Annotated in this window: 11 protein-coding genes and 1 riboswitch; of the genes, 4 read left to right on the top strand and 7 right to left on the bottom strand. The window is 72.4% G+C overall.

Annotated features, from left to right (window positions below):
* Positions 1-46 precede the first annotated feature (46 nt).
* A riboswitch (glycine riboswitch) is annotated at positions 47-147 on the top strand.
* Positions 148-320: 173 nt separating this feature from the next.
* The 4 genes from gcvT (at position 321) to ACH4VX_RS12600 (ending at position 4,747) form a co-directional block, all read left to right on the top strand.
* Complete coding sequence (gene gcvT / locus ACH4VX_RS12615; RefSeq protein WP_398367390.1) at positions 321-1,439, top strand: glycine cleavage system aminomethyltransferase GcvT; 1,119 nt, start codon at positions 321-323, stop codon at positions 1,437-1,439.
* Positions 1,440-1,552: 113 nt separating this feature from the next.
* A complete protein-coding gene (gcvH, locus tag ACH4VX_RS12610) occupies positions 1,553-1,930 on the top strand; it encodes a glycine cleavage system protein GcvH (RefSeq protein ID WP_398367389.1) in 378 nt (125 codons plus the stop codon).
* Positions 1,931-1,945: 15 nt separating this feature from the next.
* Positions 1,946-3,205 (top strand): serine hydroxymethyltransferase, encoded by a 1,260-nt coding sequence (glyA, locus tag ACH4VX_RS12605; RefSeq protein WP_398367388.1) that lies wholly within the window; start codon positions 1,946-1,948, stop codon positions 3,203-3,205.
* Positions 3,206-3,379: 174 nt separating this feature from the next.
* Positions 3,380-4,747: an L-serine ammonia-lyase gene (locus ACH4VX_RS12600; RefSeq protein WP_398367386.1), complete on the top strand. Its 1,368-nt coding sequence runs from the start codon at positions 3,380-3,382 to the stop codon at positions 4,745-4,747.
* Positions 4,748-4,943: 196 nt separating this feature from the next.
* On the opposite strand, the gene ACH4VX_RS12595 is transcribed toward ACH4VX_RS12600, so the two are convergent.
* The 7 genes from ACH4VX_RS12595 to ACH4VX_RS12565 form a co-directional block, all read right to left on the bottom strand.
* Positions 4,944-6,176, bottom strand: a complete 1,233-nt coding sequence (locus ACH4VX_RS12595) for an FAD-dependent monooxygenase (protein ID WP_398367385.1) — start codon at positions 6,174-6,176, stop codon at positions 4,944-4,946.
* Complete coding sequence (locus ACH4VX_RS12590) at positions 6,173-7,570, bottom strand: MFS transporter (protein ID WP_398367383.1); 1,398 nt, start codon at positions 7,568-7,570, stop codon at positions 6,173-6,175. The genes ACH4VX_RS12595 and ACH4VX_RS12590 overlap by 4 nt, the downstream gene beginning before the upstream one ends.
* Positions 7,571-7,707: 137 nt before the next feature.
* Positions 7,708-10,251: an FtsX-like permease family protein gene (locus tag ACH4VX_RS12585; RefSeq protein WP_398367382.1), complete on the bottom strand. Its 2,544-nt coding sequence runs from the start codon at positions 10,249-10,251 to the stop codon at positions 7,708-7,710.
* On the bottom strand, positions 10,248-11,075 hold the full coding sequence (locus ACH4VX_RS12580) for an ABC transporter ATP-binding protein (protein WP_398367380.1): 828 nt from the start codon (positions 11,073-11,075) through the stop codon (positions 10,248-10,250). Before ACH4VX_RS12580 ends, ACH4VX_RS12585 begins: the two co-directional genes overlap by 4 nt.
* Before the next feature lie 143 nt (positions 11,076-11,218).
* A complete protein-coding gene (locus ACH4VX_RS12575) occupies positions 11,219-11,893 on the bottom strand; it encodes a response regulator (protein ID WP_398367379.1) in 675 nt (224 codons plus the stop codon).
* Entirely contained in the window at positions 11,890-13,134 is a 1,245-nt protein-coding gene (locus ACH4VX_RS12570) for a sensor histidine kinase (RefSeq protein WP_398367378.1), read from the bottom strand. Before ACH4VX_RS12570 ends, ACH4VX_RS12575 begins: the two co-directional genes overlap by 4 nt.
* A gap of 191 nt (positions 13,135-13,325) precedes the next feature.
* Positions 13,326-13,886: a type VII secretion system-associated protein gene (locus ACH4VX_RS12565; protein WP_398367377.1), complete on the bottom strand. Its 561-nt coding sequence runs from the start codon at positions 13,884-13,886 to the stop codon at positions 13,326-13,328.
* Positions 13,887-13,909: the final 23 nt, after the last annotated feature.

The raw sequence follows: 13,909 nt of genomic DNA, 5'->3' as shown, positions 1-13,909 counted from the left end.
CCGCGATGCGTGCAATGATGGGCGCGCCAACTGCATACCGGCCGTTTGAATCCGCGCGGGAGAGTCCCTGGCACCGTTTGCCGCCGGGGCGCCGAAGGAGCAAGTCCCTCCCTTGAATCTCTCAGGCCCCGTTACCGCGCGGGCGAGGCACATCTGAAAAGCGGGCCACCGAAGAGCGTGCAGCAGCGCTCCGGCGGCTCCACCCACGGTGCAAGCCAGGACGCCCCCTGCGTGGGCGGTCATGGCGAACCTCTCAGGTTCCGATGACAGATGGGGAGGAAACGCCCTCGCCTTCCCCCATCGCCTTGGGAGACCGACCGATGAGCAGTACCGAACCCCGCCGGACCGCGCTCGACGCCCTGCATCGTTCGCTCGGCGCCACGATGACCGACTTCGCCGGCTGGGACATGCCCCTGCGCTACGGCTCCGAGCGCGACGAGCACAACGCCGTCCGCACGAGGGCCGGCCTCTTCGACCTCTCGCACATGGGCGAGATCACCGTCACCGGCCCGGGGGCCGCCGCGCTCCTCGACCACGCCCTGGTCGGCAACATCGGCGGCGTCAAGCCCGGCCGCGCCCGCTACACCATGATCTGCCGCGAGGACGGCGGCATCCTGGACGACCTCATCGTCTACCGGCTGGACGACACCGAGTACATGGTGGTCGCCAACGCCTCCAACGCCCAGGTGGTCCTGGACGCCCTCCAGGAGCGCTCGGCCGGCTTCGACGCCGAGGTCCGCGACGACCGCGACGCCTACGCGCTGCTGGCCGTGCAGGGACCCGAGTCCCCCGGCATCCTCGCCTCGCTCACCGACGCCGACCTGGACGGCCTGAAGTACTACGCCGGTCTGCCCGGCACGGTCGCCGGTCTCCCCGCGCTCATCGCCCGTACCGGCTACACCGGCGAGGACGGCTTCGAGCTGTTCGTGAAGCCGGAGCACGCGGTCGAGCTGTGGCAGGCGCTGACCAAGGCGGGCGAGGGCGCCGGCCTGGTCCCCTGCGGCCTGTCCTGCCGGGACACGCTCCGCCTGGAGGCCGGCATGCCGCTGTACGGGCACGAGCTGACCACCGGCCTCACGCCCTTCGACGCCGGTCTCGGCCGGGTGGTGAAGTTCGAGAAGGAGGGCGACTTCGTGGGCCGTGCGGCGCTCGCCGAGGCCGCCGAGCGTGCCGTCGCCGAGCCGCCGCGGGTCCTGGTCGGCCTGGTCGCCGAGGGCCGCCGGGTCCCGCGTGCCGGGTACGCGGTCGTGGCCGGCGGCGAGGTGGTCGGCGAGGTCACCTCCGGCGCGCCCTCCCCCACGCTGGGCAAGCCGATCGCGATGGCGTACGTCGACGCGGCGCACGCGGCGCCGGGCACCGAGGGTGTCGGCGTGGACGTCCGCGGCAGCCACGAGCCGTACGAGGTCGTGGCGCTGCCGTTCTACAAGCGGCGGAAGTGACACCGTCGTAGGCGGTTCCCGCGCGTGAGGTGGGCACGTCGTGCCTGCCCACCTGCGCCGCACGCAGTTCCCTCAGTCATCAGCAGTCCCCCGCGTACAGGAGAATTCAGGCCATGAGCAACCCCCAGCAGCTGCGTTACAGCAAGGAGCACGAGTGGCTGTCGGCCGCCGAGGACGGCGTGTCGACGGTCGGCATCACGGAGCACGCGGCCAACGCGCTCGGCGACGTGGTCTTCGTCCAGCTCCCCGAGGTCGGTGCCGGCGTGACCGCGGGCGAGACCTGCGGCGAGCTGGAGTCGACCAAGTCGGTCAGCGACCTGTACTGCCCCGTCACCGGCGAGATCACCGAGGTCAACGAGGACGTGGTGAACGACCCGTCGCTGGTGAACTCCGCCCCCTTCGAGGGCGGCTGGCTGTTCAAGGTGCGCGTCGCGGAGGAGCCGGCCGATCTGCTCTCCGCCGCCGAGTACGACGCCGAGATCGCCGGCTGAGGAGTCCGTAACCGCATGTCCGTTCTGAACACGCCCCTGCACGAGCTCGACCCGGCGGTGGCCGCCGCGGTCGACGCCGAACTGCACCGTCAGCAGTCCACCCTCGAGATGATCGCCTCGGAGAACTTCGCCCCGGTCGCGGTCATGGAGGCCCAGGGCTCGGTCCTCACCAACAAGTACGCCGAGGGCTACCCCGGCCGCCGCTACTACGGCGGCTGCGAGCACGTCGACGTGATCGAGCAGATCGCGATCGACCGGGTCAAGGAGCTCTTCGGCGCCGAGCACGCCAACGTGCAGCCGCACTCGGGCGCGCAGGCCAACGCCGCCGCGATGTTCGCGCTGCTCAAGCCCGGTGACACGATCATGGGTCTGAACCTCGCGCACGGCGGGCACCTGACCCACGGCATGAAGATCAACTTCTCCGGCAAGCTGTACAACGTCGTCGCGTACCACGTCGGCGACGACGGCCAGGTCGACATGGCCGAGGTCGAGCGCCTCGCCAAGGAGAACAAGCCGAAGCTGATCGTGGCCGGCTGGTCGGCGTACCCGCGCCGGCTGGACTTCGCCGCGTTCCGCCGGATCGCCGACGAGGTCGGCGCGTACCTCATGGTCGACATGGCGCACTTCGCCGGTCTGGTGGCCGCGGGTCTGCACCCGAACCCGGTGCCGCACGCCCACGTCGTGACCACCACCACGCACAAGACCCTCGGCGGCCCGCGCGGCGGTGTGATCCTCTCCACGGCCGAGCTGGCCAAGAAGATCAACTCCGCGGTGTTCCCCGGTCAGCAGGGCGGTCCGCTGGAGCATGTGATCGCCGCCAAGGCGGTCGCCTTCAAGGTGTGCGCCACCGAGGACTTCAAGGAGCGCCAGCGCCGTACCCTGGAGGGCGCCCGCATCCTGGCCGAGCGGCTGGTCGAGGACGACGTCAAGGCCGTGGGCGTGGACGTGCTGTCCGGCGGCACGGACGTGCACCTGGTCCTGGTGGACCTGCGGAACTCGGAGCTGGACGGACAGCAGGCCGAGGACCGCCTCCACGAGGTCGGCATCACCGTCAACCGCAACGCGATCCCGAACGACCCGCGCCCGCCGATGGTCACCTCGGGTCTGCGCATCGGCACGCCCGCCCTGGCCACCCGCGGCTTCACGACCGAGGACTTCGCCGAGGTCGCGGACGTGATCGCCGAGGCGCTGAAGCCGTCCTTCGACGTGAAGGCGCTCCGGGCCCGGGTGACGGCACTCGCCGCGAAGCATCCGCTGTACCCCGGTCTGCAGTAGTTTCGTACGCTTTCACACGTACGGACATCAGGGGCATCGCGCACACTGGGTCAGTGGGCGCGGTGCCCCGCACCATGCCCGCCGCATGAACGATCCCTCTTCCGGTCCTCAGATTCCCTGAACCACCCCTTCCCGGTGGACAGCGTCGTCCGCCGAACCCTTAGGAGTCCTCCCGTGGCCATCTCGGTCTTCGATCTCTTCTCGATCGGCATCGGCCCGTCCAGCTCGCACACGGTCGGCCCGATGCGGGCGGCCCGCATGTTCGCCCGGCGGCTGCGCAACGAGGACCTGCTGGACCCGGTCGCCTCGGTCCGGGTGGAGCTGTACGGCTCCCTGGGCGCCACCGGTCACGGCCACGGCACGCCCAAGGCGGTGCTGCTGGGCCTGGAGGGCGACTCGCCGCGCACGGTGGACGTGGAGTCGGCCGACGAGCGGGTGGAGAAGATCAAGGAAGGTGGCCGGATCCGGCTGCTCGGCGAGCACGAGATCGCGTTCTCCTTCGACGACGACATGGTGCTGCACCGCCGCAAGGCGCTCCCGTACCACGCCAACGGCATGACCCTGTGGGCGTACGACGCCTCCGGCACGGAGCTGCTGACCAAGACGTACTACTCGGTCGGCGGCGGTTTCGTCGTGGACGAGGACGCGGTGGGCGCGGACCGCATCGTGCTGGACGACACGGTCCTGAAGTACCCCTTCCGCACGGGCGACGAGCTGCTGCGCCTGACGAAGGAGACCGGCCTGTCCATCTCCGCGCTGATGCTGGAGAACGAGCGCGCCTGGCGGAGCGAGGAGGAGATCCGCGAGGGGCTGCTGGAGATATGGCGCGTGATGCGGGCGTGCGTCGACCGGGGCATGTCCCGCGAGGGCATCCTGCCGGGCGGTCTGAAGGTGCGGCGGCGTGCCGCGAACACCGCGCGCAAGCTGCGCTCCGAAGGCGACCCGCAGGCGCTCGCCATGGAGTGGATCACGCTGTACGCCATGGCCGTGAACGAGGAGAACGCGGCCGGCGGGCGGGTCGTCACGGCACCGACGAACGGCGCGGCGGGGATCATCCCGGCCGTCCTGCACTACTACATGAACTTCGTGCCCGGCGCCGACGAGGAGGGCGTGGTCCGCTTCCTGCTGGCGGCCGGCGCGATCGGCATGCTCTTCAAGGAGAACGCCTCGATCTCCGGTGCCGAGGTCGGCTGCCAGGGCGAGGTCGGCTCCGCCTGCTCGATGGCGGCGGGCGCCCTCGCGGAGGTGCTGGGCTGCTCCCCCGAGCAGGTGGAGAACGCCGCCGAGATCGGCATGGAGCACAACCTCGGCCTGACCTGCGACCCCGTCGGCGGCCTGGTCCAGATCCCGTGCATCGAGCGCAACGGCATGGCCGCGGTGAAGGCCGTCACGGCGGCCCGGATGGCGATGCGCGGCGACGGCTCCCACAAGGTGTCCCTGGACAAGGTCATCAAGACGATGAAGGAAACCGGCGCGGACATGTCGGTCAAGTACAAGGAGACGGCCCGCGGCGGGCTCGCGGTGAACATCATCGAGTGCTGAGGGGATGGACCCTGAGCGGCGCGTTCGCGTCTTTCGGCGCTGCCGGCTCCTTCCCCGCCCACGCGACGGGAGGAAGAGCCGGTCACCGGGCAGCCGGTCCTGACGGCCTCGTACGGCGACCGGAGCGGGAAGCCGGCCCCGACGGAGGCCGGCCGCATCCTCTCAGCAGCGGCCACGCAACCGCCGCGTCGGGATGTCAACCGTTCCCGAGGCTGTCCCCGATGGGGTCGGGCAGGGTGAGGGCCGAGTGGGCCGGGCGTCCCTCCCCGGAGGGGATGGCGCCGAGTTCGCGGAGCCTGTTGTTGCGCTGCTCCAGGGCCTGGGGGGTGGTCGGGAAGAGTGTGGCGCCGCCCTTGCCGACCAGGCCCTGGTTCATGGTCACGAACTCGCGGGTGCTGTGTTCGTAGGCGGCGAAGCCCGCGGCGTGGTCCTGGTGGGCCAGGGAGCCGGCGAGCATATAGGCGCCGACGAGCGCGAGGCTGGTGCCCTGTCCGGTGAGGAACGAGGGCGCCCACGCGGCGTCGCCCACCAGCGCGACCCTGCCGCTGGACCAGCGGGGCATGCGGATCTGGCCGACCGCGTCGAAGAACAGGTCGTCCGCGTCGCGCATGGCGGCGATCATGGCCGGGACCTCCCATCCCGCGTCGGCGAAGGCCGAGGCGACCAGGTCCCGTTGGGCTTCCGGGTCGCGGAACGTGTCCGACGGCGGTTCCGGGTGGGCGAAGTTCAGGAAGGCGTGGACCTCGTCGTCGTCCCCCACGGCGTAGAGCGCCGCGGCCCTGCCCGGCGCGTTCCACATCACCGTCTCGTGGGAGAGGCCGAAGGTGTTGGGCATGGTGAACACGGCGAAGCAGTAGCCGAGGTGGTGGTGGAACCGCTCTTCGGGGCCGAACAGCGTCTCCCGGGTACGTGAGTGCATACCGTCCGCGGCGAACACCATGTCGAACGTGCGCCTGCCGCCCCCGCGGAAGGTGACGTCGACCCCGTGGCCGGACTGGTCGAGGGTGGCGATGGAGTCGTTGAACAGGAACTCCACGTCGTCACGGACCGCCATGTAGAGAGCGTCGGTCAGATCCCCGCGCCGCACCTCCAGGTCCCGTCCCGCGACACCGCCGGTGACCTTGTGCGGGTGGAGCGAGGCCACTTCGCCGCCGTCGCCCTCGAGGAAGGTCAGCCGGCGCAGGTCGATGTGCGCGTCCCGCAGTCGCGGCAGGATCCCCATCCTCGCCACGACGTCCAGTGCGGTGCCGCGCACGTCGACGGGGTAACCACCGCCACGGAGTGTGGGCGCCTTCTCGACCACCGTGACCGCGTATCCGTAGCGGTTCAGCCAGAACGCGAGGGCGGGACCCGCGATGCCGGCCCCCGATATCAGGACCCTGCGCCTCGGCGCGGTACGGGTACCTGCCGGCTGATCGGTGCGCTTCATGCCTTGACTCCTTTGCTCATGGTGCGGGTGACAAGCAGGGCCGGCGCCGTGACGGCGCCGGCTATGACGAAGCCGGTGACGTAGGCCGATTCGGCCGCGACGTCGGACCCGGAAGAGGTCCCGGCGGTGAGGAGCGCACCACCGAGCTGCCCGCCCACGGCGTAGCCGAGCACGCGGCTCACCAGGATCAGGCCGGTGGCGATGCCGGTGTCACTCCGGTCGACGGCTGTGGCGGTGCTGGTCATCATCGCCGTGACGCACAGGCCGTTGGCCAGCGCGATCAGCGTCTTGCCGACGACGAGGTGCCAGACCTCGGTGTGTACGGCTGCCAGGGCGACCAGGGAGGCGGCCATGACGACGACTCCGGCGGTGACCACGGCACGCGAGCCGAAACGCCGGTCCCCGATCCCACCGAGCGGCCCGGCCAGCGTCGCGGCGATGGCGCCGGGCAGCAGGAAGAAGCCGATCTCGGTGGCACTGGCCCCGAATCCGTGCCCGTCGCCGGTCTCGTCGAGCAGCTGCGGAACGAGATAGACCCCCATCGAGGTACCGAGGCATATCACGAACGTCAGCACACACGACTTCCACATCGCGGGCCGTGTCAGCATGCGCAGGTCGATCATCGGCGCGGCCGCACGCCGTTCGACGGCCACCCATCCGGTGACGAAGGCGGCCAGAGCCACGACGAGGGCGCAGAGCACGAGCGGCTGCGAGGCGAGGTCGGGCGCCAGCGCGAGGACGAGCATGAGCGTGACCAGCGTCCCGCTCAGCAGGAGCAGGCCGGGCCAGTCGATCCCGGCGTCGTCCGACCGGCCCGGTGGATCGTCCGGCATCAGCCGGTTCACCAGCAGGGTGGCCCCGACGACCGCGATCGTCGGCAGCGCGAACATCCAGTGCCGGGAGAGCGCTTCCGCCACGGGTCCGGCCGACAGCATGCCCACCATCCCGCCCCCGACGAACAGTCCGCTGACCACCCCGATGGCCACCTTCGACTCTCCCGCGGGAAGGTGTTTGCGCACCACGATGAACGACAGGGGCAGCGCGCCCACCATCGCCCCCTGCAGTACCTGGCCGAGCAGCAGCACGGGCAGGTTCGGCGCCAGGGCGGACACCAGACCGCCGGCACAGACCACCGCCATCAGCCGGATCAGGATCCGTTTCCCGCCGTAACGGTCGCCGAACTTGCCTGCCAGCGGTGTGATGAGCGCGCCGGTGATGAGGAGCACGATGCTCAGTAACGCCCCTTCGGCCGGACTCATGTCCAGCTCGCGTTGCAGGAGCGGGAGCGTCGGCGTCACCACCGACTCCAGGGCACCGGTGGAGAGTGCCAGTACGCCGAGAGCCCAGACAGCGGCCTTCCCGATGCGGACCGGAGGAGCCGGAGTTGCGGTCATGAACGTGCCTTCTTTCGTCGCCGGGCGGGTGAGGGGGCGGGCGGCAGGCGTGGCGCTGCCGTCCTGCGGCCCACGGTGTGAGAGGTCGTACGGGGCGGGAGCCGGCGTGAGGCCGGCTCCCGTTCCGGAGGGATGCGCTACGACCAGCGGCGCAGTGCCGCTCGCGCCGGCAGGGTGACCGCGAGCAGTGCCAGGCCGACGCCGGCGGCCACGAAGGATCCGTACACCAGCGGGGGCACGTACGGCCCCTCGCCGGTCGTGCCGCGCATCATCGGGATGAGCGTGGCCGCGGCGATCGCGGAGCCGAGGACCACGCCTGCCGTGGAGACCAGCAGGCTCTCCCAGCCGAGCATCGTCAGCACCTGGCGCCGGGTGGAGCCGACGAGGCGCAGCGTGCCCAGTTCGCGGCGGCGGTCGAGGACCGTCATCACCAGGGTGTTGACGGCGGCGACGGCGGCGAAGCCGCCGAGGACCGCGGCCATGGTGTTGTTGGTCCAGGCGCCCAGCTCGGCGTCGAGGTTCCGCTCGGTGGCGTAGCCGGAGGCGTCGGTGACCTCGCCCAGGGCGGTGAGCGACTTCTCCGAGCCGCCCCGTACCAGCAGTGTGCTGTCGAAGCCCGAGGTGACGTGCCCGGCCAGGGACGCCCGGTCCATGGTCACCGTGGCCAGGCCGAGACCACGGCCGTAGACGGCGACGATCTCGAGGTTTGCCTCGGTGCCGTCGGGGAGGTAAAGCGGGAGCCGGTCGCCGACGCCGGCGTCCGCCGAGTCCGCGAGGGTCCTGTCGATGGCGATCCGGCCCTCGCCGAGCCGGTGGAGACTGCCTTCGCGTACGTCCAGGTCCTGCACCTTCGCGAGCTCGGCACCGGAGCCGGTGACGCCCTGGGTCGCCGCGCCCTGCAGTGACTTGAACTCGCCGGAGCCGAGGGGCACCAGCACCCGCGTGTTCAGCAGGCCGACGGCCGCCTCCACACCCGGTGCGCGGGCGGCCCGTGCCGACGCGTCCACCGGGAGTCCGGCCGGGTCCGTGACCACGTGGTCCGCGGTGATGCCCGCGCGCAGTTGCTTGTCGGCGGCGTGGGTCTCGCTGGTGTGCATGAACACGAGGGTCGAGGCGAAGGCCATGGCGAGGACGATCGGAGTGATCGCGGAGGCGAGACGGCGGGCGTTGGTACGGGAGTTGGCGACCGCGAGCTGGGCGGCCGGGCCCGCGCCCCGCAGCGGGAGTCCGAACAGGCCCGCGCACAGCCGCGCCACCAGCGGGCCGAGCAGCGCGACGGCGAACATGAGGAGCATGACGACGCCGAGGGCGGCGCCGGCCGCGTCACCTCCCGTGGAGTTCGCGGAGAGGCCGGTGAGGAACCCGCCGCCGACGAGGGCGGCAACGCCCAGCATCGTGCGGATCAGGCCGGGCCGCAGCCGCTCCACCGACGCCTCGGCGAGCGCCTGTCCCGGCTTGATCTTTGCGGGCCGGCGCCCGGCCGTCCAGCCGGCGGCGAGGGCGGTGAGCAGTCCCACGCCGACGGCGGCGAGGAGGGGGAACCCGGAGACGTGCAGGTCCACGGCGCGCGGGATCGCGCCGCGGTCCCGCAGTTGTCCGAACCACCAGTGCGCGAGCCCGATGCCGGGCAGGCAGCCGACGATCCCGGCGAGCGGCGCGACGAGCAGTGCTTCGGAGGCGACCGCGCGCCGGACCTGCCGCGGGGTGGCGCCGATGGCGCGCAGCAGCGCGAATTCGCGGGCCCGCTGGGACACGGACAGGGTCACGGTCCCGGCCGCGGTGAGGATCGCGACGAGGGTGGCGATGCCGCCGAAGGAGCCACCGATTCCGAAGAGGGTGTCCTTGGCGTAGGCGAGGCCCGGGTCCTCGACGGCACCGCGGTCGTCGCCGGTGTGCACCTGGGCTCCGGAGCCGGCCAGGGCCTTCTTCACGGAGTCGGCGAGGGCGTCGGCATCGGTGCCGGGCTCGGCCGCCACGGCGATGGCGTCGGCCTTGCCGGGGTGGCCGGCGAGCGTGGGGGCCTGGGCGTCGGTGAACCAGACCAGGGCACCGGCGGCGCCGGTGTCGCGGGCGGTGCCCTCGGATCCGGCGTCGGCGACGCCGGCGACGCGGAAGTCCCGCTGCCCGGCGGCGGTCCCCAGCACGACGGTGTCACCGACGACGGCCTTCGCGGCGCGGGCCGTACCCGCGTCGAGCACGACTTCGCCCTCGCGGGGCGCGGAGCCGGCGGTCAGCGCGGTGCCGGTGAAGGTGTGCGAACCCCACCCGTGTGCGGTGAGCACACCGCCCGGAACGGGCAGTTCGCGTACACCGGGGCCCGCGCCTTCGTCCGCCGCGCGCACCGGGAAGGTGACGTCCGGGACGGCGGTGGCCGCACCCGGTGCCTCGGCGGCCCTCGCCGCCAGCCCGGCGTCCACCCGTGCGGTGTCCGGCAGCGGGACCGCCTCCTTCTCACGGTCCTCACCGCTGCCCGTGACGACGTACTCGTACTGGTCCGCCGCCACGACGACGGGCGTCCTCGCGTACCGTTCGGGCGGCACCGTCGCGCGCACGCCGGTCTCGAGCAGGATTCCGCAGGCCGAGACGATCAGTGCGGACATCAGCAGCGCGAGGAAGGTCCCCGCGAAGGACGCGGGCTTGAAGCGGACGGCCTCGCGGGCCAGCCCGTTGGGGCGCCTCATGCCGCCGCACCCGCCATCGCGCCCGTACGGGAGGTGAGTACGGCCATCCGTGCCGCGATCCGCTCCGCCGAACCGCGCTCCAGACCGTCGGCGAAGGCGCCGTCGGCGAGGAACAGCACCCGGTCGGACCAGGCGGCCGCGGCCGGGTCGTGGGTGACCATGACGACGGTGGCGGCGAGGGTGTCCACCGCGTTCCGCAGCAGGCCGAGGACCTCGGCGGCGGTGCCGGTGTCGAGGGCGCCGGTGGGTTCGTCCGCGAAGATCACGTCCGGGCCGGTGACCAGGGCGCGGGCGACGGCCACGCGCTGCTGCTGGCCGCCGGACAGCTCGCCGGGCCGGCGGCGCGCCTTGTCGGCGAGCCCGACCTGCGCGAGCACCTGCTGCGCCCGTCGGCGGTCCTGGCGCTGTCCGGCCAGGCGCAGGGGCAGCAGGACGTTCTGCTCCACGGTCAGCGACGGCAGCAGGTTGAACGCCTGGAAGACGAAGCCGAGGCGGCTGCGGCGGAGTTCGGTGAGCTCGTTCTCGCGCATGCCGGTGATCTCCGTACCGCCGAGCCGCACGGATCCCGCCGACGGCCGGTCGAGTCCGGCGGCGCACTGCAGGAAGGTGGACTTGCCGGACCCGGACGGGCCCATGACCGCGGTGAACGTGCCGCGCGGGAGGGCGAGGTCGACGCCCGCGAGGGCGTGCACGGAGCCCGCGCCACGGCCGTACTGCCGCCGGACACCGCGCAGTTCGACGGCGAGACCGGGTGTGCCCGGTGTGGTCGCCGGGGCCTCCGGCCGGTCGTCCGCCTTCTGGCGCTTGCCGCTGCGTAGCCTCATGTTCCGCCCTCTCGCGATCTCTTCTTTCCGACGGGGTGAAGAGTGCGGGGACGGTTGCGCGCCGGGCGTCATACCCGGGAGCCAATGTGCAGGTGCTACCCCGGTAGGGGGTGGAGGAGTGGCGGGCTGCCGCCCGCGCCGTCCTACTCGCCCGGGGTCACCAGCCCCGACTCGTACGCGATGACCACCGCCTGGGCACGGTCGCGCAGGTCGAGCTTGGTGAGGACGCGGCTCACGTGCGTCTTCACCGTCTGCTCGGCCAGCACCAGCGTCGACGCGATCTCCGTGTTGGACCGGCCGCGGGCCACCAGGGTGAGGACCTCGGTCTCGCGTTGCGTCAGGGCCTTGAGCCGCAGCGCGGGCTTGCCCCGGGCGGCGGGACGTTGCCGGGCGAAGTCCGCGATGAGGCGGCGCGTCACGGAGGGGGCGAGCAGCGCGTCGCCCGAGGCCACGACGCGTACCGCCGCGATGAGGTCGGCCGGCGGCGCGTCCTTCAGCAGGAAGCCGCTCGCGCCCGCCCGCAGCGCCTCGTAGACGTAGTCGTCGACGTCGAACGTGGTGAGCATCAGGACGCGCGGCCGGTGCGTCACCCCCCGTGGGGGCGCGAGGATGCGGCGCGCGGCCTCGAGGCCGTCCATCTCGGGCATGCGGACGTCCATCAGCACGACGTCGGGACGGGTGCGTCGGCTCAGCTCGACGCCCTGCGCGCCGTCGGGGGCCTCGCCCACCACGTCGATGTCGCTCTGGGCGGCCAGCAGGGCGGCGAAGCCGGCCCGCACCATGGCCTGGTCGTCGACGATGATGACGCGCGTCGTCACGTGAAGTCCTCTTCGGTCAGGGGGAGTCGGGCGGCCACTCGGAAGCCGCCGTCCGGCAGCGGCCCCACGTCGAGGGTGCCGCCGATGATCCGTACCCGCTCGCGCATGCCGACGAGGCCGTGTCCGGTGCCGCCCACCTCGAGCGGCGCGGCGGGCGGCTCCGCCGGCGGTCCGTTGACGACGAGGACGGTGAGCCACGCGCCGTCCTCCGTGACGGACTCCGAAACGGGCACCGACACCGACACCCGCGTCGGAGCACCCGGCGCGTGCCGCACGACGTTCGCCAGGGCCTCCTGGACGATGCGGTACGCGGACAGGCCCACCGTCTCGGGCACCTCGGCGTCGCAGGGGGTGAACTCCACCGGCATGCCCGCCCTGACCGTCGCCTCCACCAGCTGCCCGATCCGCGTCAGGCCCGGCTGGGGCGCGAGCTCGCCGTGCGCCTCCTCGTTCCGCAGCACGCCGAGGAGCCGTCGCATCTCGCCGAGTGACTCGCGCGCGGTCGCCGCGATGGACGTGAACTCCTCCTGCGCGTCCGGCGGCAGCCTGTCGAGGCGGTACGCAGCGGTGTCCGCCTGCACCGTGATGATGGACATGTGGTGCGCCACCACGTCGTGCAGCTCGCGGGCGATGCGGGCGCGCTCCTCCAGCAGTGTTCGCCGGTCACGCTCGGCCTCGCTGATGGTCTCCTGCTCGGCCAGCCTGCGCTGTGCCTCGTGCCGCTCGCGGAGCGCACCGGCAAGCAGGAGCGTGACGCCGCTGAGCATCATGAGCACTGTGCTGTTGCTGCTCATACCGTCGGGGACGACAAACCCCAGACCGATGCCCGCGCCCGCCGTCGCCAGCCACACCAGCAGCAGCGTCCGGCGCCGCGCGCGCAGGCCGAGGGCGAGGCAGAGGCCGACGTACCCGACGATCTCCATGGGCGGGAACGGCCACAGGAGCCGCTCCTCGAAGTCGACGGTGCGCAGGGCGAGCGCCCCGGCCACGTCCGCGACGAAGATCACGCACCAGGCCCGCAGCGGGCGGACGACGGCGAGCAGCAGCGGTGCCGACTGTGCGACGGCCAGCGCGCTCGCGATGCCGCCGTTCAGGCCGTAGTCGGCGGTCAGCACCTGGATGGTGGTGGGCAGCAGGGCGACGCACAGCACGAACGCCACGCCCCACGGCAGCAGCCGTACCCACTGACGCGAAGCCCCCGCGAGCAGCGCGCGCGGCGGCTTCTCCTGCGCTGACGTCATGGGCTCCACCTTATGTGCGGCGGGACGGCGTCAGGAGGCGCACGGCGGTTCTGCCACTTCACGCAGGTGCCGCGGGGCCTGACGAACAGGAGTCGACGGGGCCGGTCCGCGCGCAGGGGACAGCCGGGTCGCGGCGGTGGGTCTGCGCCATGGACCGGGCGCGCGTCGAGCGGGGCGGAGCGCGCCGGGAATCAGGTGGTGCTCGGTCCGGTCACGATCGTCTCCGCGAGCTGATCGGACTCCAGCACGCTGCCCGCGGGACCGGCCGGGTTGATGTAGAGCGCGTGGCCGGGGGGCAGGCGGTCCAGGAGGGCCGGGACGGTGACGTGTTCGAAGGCGAAGCCGCCCACGGCGTCGAGGTGGGGCGGGGCGGTGAAGACCGGGACCACGAGTCCGCCGTCCTCCACGGCGGCGGTCACCGGGGATCCGTCCGGCAGGGTCAGCACCGCCACCTCGGCGGTGGCCAGGGCGCGCAGGACGTCCTCGGCCGGTCCGTAACCGGTGACGGCGAGCTGGAGGGCCGCGTCGACGTCGTCGGTGGGCTCGGGCCGGCCGAGCGCTTCCGGGGAGGGGCGGTACGCCTCGTTGTCCTCCCACTCCTCGATCTCGCCGGTCGCCCCCGTGCGCCGGCGGCCGACCACGACCCGGGCGGGCGGCACGCCCTCGCCGTGCCAGCCGGGGCCGGTCATGCCGATCCAGTGCTCCGGCGCGAGCCGTGCAGCCTTGACGATGTCGTCGGGGGGCGTGGGCATCGCTGCCGCGCTCCGCTCACTCA

The organism is Streptomyces sp. NPDC020731 (genome assembly GCF_044334705.1).
Classification (GTDB): Bacteria; Actinomycetota; Actinomycetes; order Streptomycetales; family Streptomycetaceae; genus Streptomyces.
The sequence above is the reverse complement of the archived record's forward strand: the minus strand, read 5'-3'. Positions and strand labels throughout refer to the sequence as shown.

Excerpts from the sequence above, each read along its gene's own strand:
- gcvH (WP_398367389.1), top strand. The coding sequence starts at position 1,553 with ATGAGCAACCCCCAGCAGCTGCGTTACAGCAAGGAGCACGAGTGGCTG.
- ACH4VX_RS12580 (WP_398367380.1), bottom strand. The coding sequence starts at position 11,075 with ATGAGGCTACGCAGCGGCAAGCGCCAGAAGGCGGACGACCGGCCGGAG.
- ACH4VX_RS12565 (WP_398367377.1), bottom strand. The coding sequence starts at position 13,886 with ATGCCCACGCCCCCCGACGACATCGTCAAGGCTGCACGGCTCGCGCCG.
- ACH4VX_RS12570 (WP_398367378.1), bottom strand. The coding sequence starts at position 13,134 with ATGACGTCAGCGCAGGAGAAGCCGCCGCGCGCGCTGCTCGCGGGGGCT.
- ACH4VX_RS12595 (WP_398367385.1), bottom strand. The coding sequence starts at position 6,176 with ATGAAGCGCACCGATCAGCCGGCAGGTACCCGTACCGCGCCGAGGCGC.
- ACH4VX_RS12590 (WP_398367383.1), bottom strand. The coding sequence starts at position 7,570 with ATGACCGCAACTCCGGCTCCTCCGGTCCGCATCGGGAAGGCCGCTGTC.
- glyA (WP_398367388.1), top strand. The coding sequence starts at position 1,946 with ATGTCCGTTCTGAACACGCCCCTGCACGAGCTCGACCCGGCGGTGGCC.
- gcvT (WP_398367390.1), top strand. The coding sequence starts at position 321 with ATGAGCAGTACCGAACCCCGCCGGACCGCGCTCGACGCCCTGCATCGT.
- ACH4VX_RS12585 (WP_398367382.1), bottom strand. The coding sequence starts at position 10,251 with ATGAGGCGCCCCAACGGGCTGGCCCGCGAGGCCGTCCGCTTCAAGCCC.